This window comes from Kitasatospora sp. NPDC059571, assembly GCF_042735675.1.
In the GTDB taxonomy this organism is placed as follows: domain Bacteria; phylum Actinomycetota; class Actinomycetes; order Streptomycetales; family Streptomycetaceae; genus Kitasatospora.
In genome coordinates this window covers 1-7,388 of record NZ_JBHWBW010000399.1, presented here as the reverse complement: position 1 = coordinate 7,388, position 7,388 = coordinate 1, and the positions used below count along the sequence as shown (strand labels likewise).

The following is a 7,388-nucleotide window of genomic DNA, read 5'->3' as shown; positions in this document are numbered from 1 at the left end:
ATGCTGGGTGGTCGGGCACCCCGCCCGGCTGCCCGACCGTCACGGAGGCCCCTGGATGACCGAGCCGACGACTCCCCGACTCCGCCTGGAGGCGGCCGCCGCCGGTGCCCCCGGCCGCGCCCCCGCCCTCGCCGCCGAGGCCGAGCGCCGCGGGATCGAGCGGTTCAGCCTGTCGGAGACCTCGCACGATCCGTTCCTGCAACTGGCCCGCGCCGCCGACCGCACCGAATCGATCGAGCTCGCCACCGGCGTCGCGATCGCCTTCGCCCGCACGCCCATGACCCTCGCCTACGAGGCCTGGGGCCTGCACGAGGCCTCCGGCGGCCGCGCCGTGATCGGCCTCGGCTCCCAGGTCAAACCCCACATCGAACGCCGCTTCGGCATGCCCTGGGACCGCCCCGCCGCCCGCATGCGCGACTACGTCGCCGCCGTCCGCGCCATCTGGCAGAGCTGGCAGAGCGGCGAACGCCTCGCCTTCCGCGGCGACTTCTACACCCACACCCTGATGACCCCGGTCTTCGCCCCCGACCCCGCCCCGCACGGCACCCCGCCCATCCTGCTCGCCGGCGTCGGCCCCCTCATGACCGCCACCGCCGGAGCCGTCGCCGACGGCTTCATCAGCCACCCCTTCACCTCCCTCCACTACCTCACCCGGACGGTCCTCCCCGGCATCCGCACCGCCCGCGCCGAAGCCGAGGCGAGCGGCGCCCCCTGGACCACCCGGCCGTTCGAGGTGGTCGGCAGCATCCTCACCGCCACCGGCCGCACCGACGAAGAGATCACCACCAACCGCCTCCGGGTACGCGAACGCATCGCCTTCTACGCCTCCACCCCCGCCTACCGAGGCGTCCTCGACGCGCACGGCTGGGCCGGACTCCACGACGAACTCCACCGGCTCTCGGTCCGCAGCCGCTGGCAGGAGATGGGCGGGCTCATCGACGACGAGGTGTACGACACCTTCGCCGTGGCCGGCACACCCGACGAGGTCGCCCGCGAGATCCACCACCGCTACGCCGGGATCGTCGACCGCCTCTCGGTCAGCGGCCCGGACGAGGCCGACCCCGACCTGATGCTCGACGTCCTCACCGCCGTCCGCGAACTGGGCTGACCCCGCGCCGTCCGGCTACCCCGGGCGGCCGGGCGCGGCAGTGTGGTCGAGGATCGCGGCGACGATCGTCGCCCAGTCGGCGCGAGCGACCCCGTGCCCGGCGTCCTCCAGGGTCAACAGCCGTGCCCCGGGGATCAGTTCGGCGAGCACCCGGCCGTGCCGGAGCGGGAAGAGCGGATCGGCAGTGCCGTGGATGACCAGGGTCGGCACGGCGATCCCGGACAGGGGCGCGTCCGGGAGCCCGCCGTCGGGGAGCGCATCGTGGTTGCGGGCCGCGGCGAAGTCGTGCGCGCGCTCGACGTCGCGGCGGACGAGGCTGCGGGCGGCGGCCTCGTCGAACGGGCGCCGGCCCCCGGCGAGCACCCGCTCCTGGGCGACCCGGTGGTCGATCTCGGCGTCCGCGTCCGGCCGTCCGACCGGTGCGGCCGAGACGAACCGCATGAACTCGTCGGTGGGCGGCGGGAGTCCGCGGGCGCCGGGCACGGCACAGGACGTACTGATCAGCACGAGCGAGCGCACGCGGCCGGGGTCCTCCAGCGCGAGCAGCTGAGCGAATGCCCCTCCGGCCGAGACGCCCACCAGATGCGCCGCCGGGATCCCGTGGGCGTCCAGCACCCGGGCGGCGTCACCGACCAGGTCCGCACCGGTGTACCCGGGACGGCCCGGCCGGTAGGTCGTGGACCGGCCGGTGTCACGGTGGTCGTAGCGGATCACGAAGCGCCCGCCCCCGGCGAGCAGCCGGCAGAACCCCTCCTCCCACCAGAGCATCGACGCCCCGGTGCCCATGATGAGCAGGACGGCCGGATCGGACGGGTCGCCGAAGGACTCGGTGCACAGCTCGACACCGTCCGCCTCGACCATGTGCTCGGCCATCGCGCCTTCTCCTTCCCTCCCGCCGGCCGGCCTACCGGGCGATGACCGCGAGGAACGCGAACGGGACGGCGACCGCCGCCGCCACCAGTGCCAGCGCGGCCGCCCACTCGGCGGGCCGGGCCGGCCCGGTACCGGGCGGCCGGTCTCCGCGGCGGGCGGCGGGGTCAGCCACGGCCGGCCGGGAGGGCGAGCCCGGTGTCGTAGGCAAGGATCACCGCCTGCACGCGGTCGCGCAGGTCGAACTTCTCCAGGATGTGCGCCACGTGCGTCTTCACGGTGGCCTCGCTGACCACCAGGTCGGCGGCGATCTCGGCGTTCGACAGGCCCCGGGTGAGGGCGCGCAGCACGTCGAGCTCACGCCCGGTCAGAGCGTCGAGGGTGCGCGGTACGGTCGGCTCGGTGTCCTCGGGCAGTTGCGCGAAGCGGTCGAGCAGCCGGCGGGTCACCCGGGGGGCGATCACCGCCTCCCCCGAGGCGACCACCCTGATCGCCTCGACCAGGGAGTCGGCCGGGCCGTCCTTGACCAGGAACCCGCTGGCGCCCGCGCGCAGCGCGTCCAGCACGTGCTCGTCGAGGTCGAAGGTGGTGAGGATGATGACCCGGGCGGCCAGCCCGGCGTCGACGATCCGGCGGGTCGCCTCGACGCCGTCGAGTCCCGGCATCCGGATGTCCATCAGGACCACGTCGGGCTGCAGGGCCCGGGTGTCCTCCACCCCGGCCTGCCCGTCGCCCGCCTCGCCGACCACGATGATGTCCGGCTCGGTCTCCAGGATCATCCGGAAGCCCGTACGGATCATGGGCTGGTCATCGACCAGCAGGACTCGGATCGTGGTCATGGCGGGGTGCTCCTTCGTCGGTCGTGGGGGTGGGCGCGGCGCTGTCGCCGGCCTCGGGAAGGGGGACGGTGGCGCGGACGAGGAATCCGCCGCCGGGCCGCGGGCCGGCCTCCAGCCGGCCGCCGACGGCGGCCACCCGCTCGCGCATGCCGACCAGGCCGTGGCCCGGCCCCGGCGCGGTCGCGGCGGTCGGCAGCGGGCCGTTCCCCGGGCGGGGGCCGTCGTCGCGGACGGTCACGGTGAGCCGGTCTGCTCCCCAGTCGAGCCCCACCCCGGCCGCGGTGTGCCCGGCGTGCTTGAGCACGTTGGTGAGTGCTTCCTGGACCACCCGGTAGACCGCGAGCTCGGTGCCGGCGGGCAGCGGCCGCGGCCGACCCGCGGTGGTGGCGCGGACGTCGAGCCCGGCCTCGCGGACGGCCTGCAGCAGCCGGGGGATCTCCTCGATCCGCGGCTGCGGGGGCCGCCGGGCCGGCTCGTCCTCGTCGTCGGTGCGCAACACGTCCAGCAGGCGGCGCAGTTCGGTGACGGTGGCCCGCCCGGTCTCCTCGATGGCCGAGTGCAGGCCGTGCGCCTTGGCCGGGTCGCGGTCCTGGACCCGGTCGGCGGCGATCGTCTGGACGACCATCAGGCTGACGTTGTGCGCGACGATGTCGTGCAGCTCTCGGGCGATCCGGGCGCGTTCCCGGGTGACCGCGGCCCGGGCCTCGGCGGCGTGCTCCCGCTCCGCGACGGCCAGGCGCTCGGCCGCCATGGTGCGGCGGGCCCGGACCAGTCCGCCGACCGCCCCCGCGCCGACCAGCAGCACGGTGACCGCGAACGCCGCGGCCACCCGGTTGTCGGGCACCAGCACCGCCTCCACCGCGACCGCGGCCAGGGCGGTGACGGCCAGCAGCCGCAGGACCGCCCGCGACTCGGACCGGACGGCGGTGAGGAAGACGGCCACCGCCACGGCGACGAAGGTCCCGCCGAGGGAGATCCCGTGCGGGCCGACCACCTCCGGGACGTCGTGCCGGGCCTGCAGCACCCCGGCCGCCACCGCCACCGTGAGCAGCGCCGGGACGGGCCACCGGCGGTGGACGGCGATCGGCAGCGCGGTGAGCAGCGCCAGCACGACCGCCACGGCATCGGCGCCGCCGGCCCCGTTGGCGACCGCGGTCAGGGATCCGAGCGCGACCAGGACCGTCACCGTGGCGTCCACGGCTGCGGGTGGCGGCCGCCAGTGCGCAAGCCGGTCGAAATAGGTCATACCCCCACGGTAGGCGGGGTCGTTGCAGAGGTCTTGCACCCTCCGCCGCCGGGCTGAGCGGGGCGCCGGATCAGCCGTTCGGACGAGGCCGGGGATCAGCGTCAGGGCCGAGGCCCGGGAGCTCCGGGCACCGGAGGCTTGCCTGAGGTCCGTGTGCGGACCGTGCACACCGCTTCTGCGAAGGGAACCCCGTGTTCGACCGTATCGGCTCGACCGTCGGCAGACGGCCGCTGCTCGTCATCCTCTCCTGGGTGGCCGTCCTGGTGGCGCTGATAGGCGTCGGGGTCGGCTACGCGGGAGCCCACCACTGGAACCGTGCCGACTCCCGGCAGGCGAGCGTCCTGCCGGACTCCTACGAGTCCGCCCGGGCCCAGCACCTCGCGGACACCGCCTTCGGCCGGGCCTCGGACAACGGCACCGCCACCCTGGTGTTCTCCCGCCCCGACCATCAGGCGCTGTCGGCGGACGACGTCGCCCGGGCCGACCGCGTGGTCGACCGGCTCGACGAACAGGCCGCGCAGCGGCACTCGCCCGCCGCGGTGAAGCTGGTCACCGGTCCGGAGCTGCTGTCGCCCAACCACCGGGTGCTGCTCGCCCAGGCGGTCTTCGACGCGCCGACCTCCGACGGCAAGGCCCAGCAGGAGGCGACCGCCCTGGCGAAGGACGCCCGGGCCGCCACCGAGGGCACCGCCCTGCAGGCGCACCTGACCGGTGAGACGGCGGGCGCGGCGGACAACGCCGCACAGAGTGCCCTGGTCACCTACGCGATGATCGGCGTCATCCTGCTCCTGCTGCTGGTGCTGTTCCGCAGCGTGCTGGTCGCCGTGTCCAGCCTGCTCGTCATCGCCCTGGTCGGCACCGGCGTCAGCGGGCTGCTCACCATCGGGGCACACCTGGTCGGCGCGCGGATCGGTACCACGGTGACCGAACTGCTGCCGGTGGTGCTGTTCGGCGTCGGCACGGACTACGTGGTGTTCCTGCTGTTCCGCTACCGGGAGCGGCTGCGCGCCGGCGACGACCACCGGACGGCAGTGGCGGCCGGGATCGGCCGGGTCGGTGAGGCGGTGCTGTCCTCCGCGCTCGCGGTCGCGGTGTCGTTCGCCGCGCTGCTGGCCTCGCACATGTCCGACTTCCGGCTGCTCGGCCCGGCGCTGGGCGTGGCGGTGCTGGTGATGCTGATGGCCTCGCTGACGCTCTTCCCCGCCGTGTTCGCGCTGCTCGGACGCCGGCTGTCGCGACGCAAGTCGTGGCGCCGTACGCCGCGCGCGGGCGTCTCGGCCGCGGTCGGCCGGCTGGTCGCCCGGCGGCCCGCCGCGGTGGCGGGTGTCTCCGCACTGCTGCTGGCGGCCCTCGCCGCGATCGCCCTGGGCTACAAGGCGGACTACACCATCACCCCGTACCAGCACGGCAGCCAGTCCGCGCAGGGCTACGCCGAGCTGACCTCGGGCTTCCCGGTCGGCGCGCTGGAGCCGACGCAGGTCATGGTCGCCTCGGACAGCGGAGCGCTGACCCCGCAGCGGCTCGCGCCGTACGTCGGTGAGCTGGCGCACGTGCCGGGGGTGGGCTCGGCCCAGGTCGCCCGGATCTCGGCGGACGCGCGGACGGCGGAGGTCGACCTGTCGCTGACCGCCGACCCGACGAGCAGCGGGGCGCTGCACGACCTCACCGAGGTGATCGGACCGGCCGCGCACAGCCACGCGCCGGAGGGCACCCGGGTCGAGGTCGGCGGCACCACCGCGGCCTTCGCCGACACCCGGGACGTGGTCAACCACGACCTGAAGGTGATCATCCCCATCGCGGCCGTCGCCATCGGGATCATCCTGGTGCTGATGCTGCGCGCGGTGGCCGCCCCGGCGTACCTGATGGGCGCGGTCGGCCTCGGCTTCGCGGCGACCCTGGGCTCGGCCGTGCTGCTGTTCCAGCACATCGAGCACCACCCCGGGGTGCTGTTCTCCGTACCGCTGATCGTCTACCTGTTCGTCGCGTCGATCGGCACCGACTACAACATCCTCATGATCGCCCGCCTGCGGGAGGAGATGAAGGCGGGTGCGAGCCCGCGGGAGGCCGCCCGCAGGGCCGTCACCCAGGCCGGCCCGTCGGTGGGCGCAGCCGGTGTCATCCTGGCCGCCAGCTTCGGCGTGCTCGGCTTCGACAGCGGAACGGCCGCCATCGGTCTGCCGGTCGCGATGGGTGTGCTGCTGTCGACATTCGTGATGTCGTGGCTGCTCATCCCGGCGGTCACCGCGCTGGTCGGCCGGAAGGCGTTCTGGCCTTCCGGCACCGGGCGGGACACCGCCGCGCCGCAGGTGCCTCAGGTGCAGGAGGCGCCGCAGGGCATCGCCGGACCGCACGAACCGGTCGTGCACCGGGGCTGACCCGCCCCCGCCGACCCGATCCCTCTCCCGGCCCGCCGCGCCCGTCCGCGGCGGGCCCGGGAGGGCATCGTCCACCGGTCGGAGAGCCCGCCCGTCTCCCCCGTCGGGACGACGCCCGGGTTCGCCCGGGCGGCCGACGCCCGCGCCCGCCCGGCGCCGGAGGCTGGAGGCAACACCCCAGCGACACCCGACGAAAGGTCCCTCAGATGAGCACCGCGACCCTCGCTCCCGCCGCTACCGCCGACCTCCGTCCGCTCTGCCCGACCGGCTGCCCGACCGCCGCCGTGGCCGTCGAGCAGGAGCAGGCCCCGGCCCTGCGGGCCGTCGCACGGCACGACGGGCCGCTGATGCGCGTCGTGCTGCACGGCGAACTCGACATCGCCACCGGGCCGGTGGCCGAGGCCGTGTTCGAGGGCTGCGCCGGCCGCAGCGAGGAGACCTCGGTGGACGCCTCGGGGCTCCGGTTCATCGACGCCTCCGGGGTGCGCGCGCTGCTGCGCGCCCAGGAGCTCTGCGAGCGCCGCGGCGGCCGGCTCACCGTCGCCGCGGCCAGTACCCAGGTGCTGCTGGTGCTGCGGATCTGCGGACTGACCGACCGGCTGCTGGCCCCGGCCCGCCGTCGGCCGGACGGCGGAGCCGGCATCCCGGCTCGGTCCCGCGGCTGAGCCGCCGGTTCATCAGCACGGCCGACCCCGGCGGGGCGCCGCCCCGCTTCGATGGGGGGACGGCCCGAGAGAGGAGACCCATGGCCCGCCGGCAGCGCACGTCCACGGCCCGCACGACGGACCCGGACGACGGCTTCGCGGTACGGCCGGACACCCCGTGCCGCTCTGCCGGCAGCGATCGGGGCCGGGCGGGGGCGCCGGGGCGGGGGGGGCGGGCGGGGACGGCGCGCGCTCCGCGCCGGGGCGGGGGGGGCGGGCGGCGACGGCGCGCGCGCCACGGCCCGC

Annotated in this window: 7 protein-coding genes; 3 read left to right on the top strand and 4 right to left on the bottom strand. The window is 75.6% G+C overall.

Annotated elements, in window-relative coordinates; all coding sequences use genetic code 11:
• The coding region (locus ACFV0G_RS30960) for a TIGR03617 family F420-dependent LLM class oxidoreductase (RefSeq protein WP_380555185.1) at window positions 1-1,108 on the top strand (1,108 nt) is incomplete at its 5' end.
• Window positions 1,109-1,123: 15 nt separating this feature from the next.
• On the opposite strand, the gene ACFV0G_RS30955 is transcribed toward ACFV0G_RS30960, so the two are convergent.
• The 4 genes from ACFV0G_RS30955 to ACFV0G_RS30940 are packed head-to-tail and all read right to left on the bottom strand — an operon-like array spanning window position 1,124 to window position 4,063.
• The gene (locus tag ACFV0G_RS30955) at window positions 1,124-1,981 is read right to left on the bottom strand and encodes an alpha/beta fold hydrolase (protein WP_380555183.1); all 858 of its coding nucleotides are present in this window, start codon (window positions 1,979-1,981) and stop codon (window positions 1,124-1,126) included.
• 31 nt (window positions 1,982-2,012) lie between these two features.
• Complete coding sequence (locus ACFV0G_RS30950) at window positions 2,013-2,153, bottom strand: hypothetical protein (RefSeq protein ID WP_380555181.1); 141 nt, start codon at window positions 2,151-2,153, stop codon at window positions 2,013-2,015.
• Entirely contained in the window at window positions 2,146-2,817 is a 672-nt protein-coding gene (locus ACFV0G_RS30945) for a response regulator (protein ID WP_380555179.1), read from the bottom strand. The genes ACFV0G_RS30950 and ACFV0G_RS30945 overlap by 8 nt, the downstream gene beginning before the upstream one ends.
• Complete coding sequence (locus ACFV0G_RS30940; RefSeq protein ID WP_380555177.1) at window positions 2,786-4,063, bottom strand: sensor histidine kinase; 1,278 nt, start codon at window positions 4,061-4,063, stop codon at window positions 2,786-2,788. The genes ACFV0G_RS30945 and ACFV0G_RS30940 overlap by 32 nt, the downstream gene beginning before the upstream one ends.
• Before the next feature lie 191 nt (window positions 4,064-4,254).
• On the opposite strand from ACFV0G_RS30940, the gene ACFV0G_RS30935 reads away from it, so the two are divergent.
• Entirely contained in the window at window positions 4,255-6,438 is a 2,184-nt protein-coding gene (locus tag ACFV0G_RS30935) for an MMPL family transporter (RefSeq protein WP_380555175.1), read from the top strand.
• A 206-nt stretch (window positions 6,439-6,644) separates the two neighbouring features.
• On the top strand, window positions 6,645-7,103 hold the full coding sequence (locus ACFV0G_RS30930; RefSeq protein WP_380555173.1) for an STAS domain-containing protein: 459 nt from the start codon (window positions 6,645-6,647) through the stop codon (window positions 7,101-7,103).
• Window positions 7,104-7,388 lie beyond the last annotated feature (285 nt).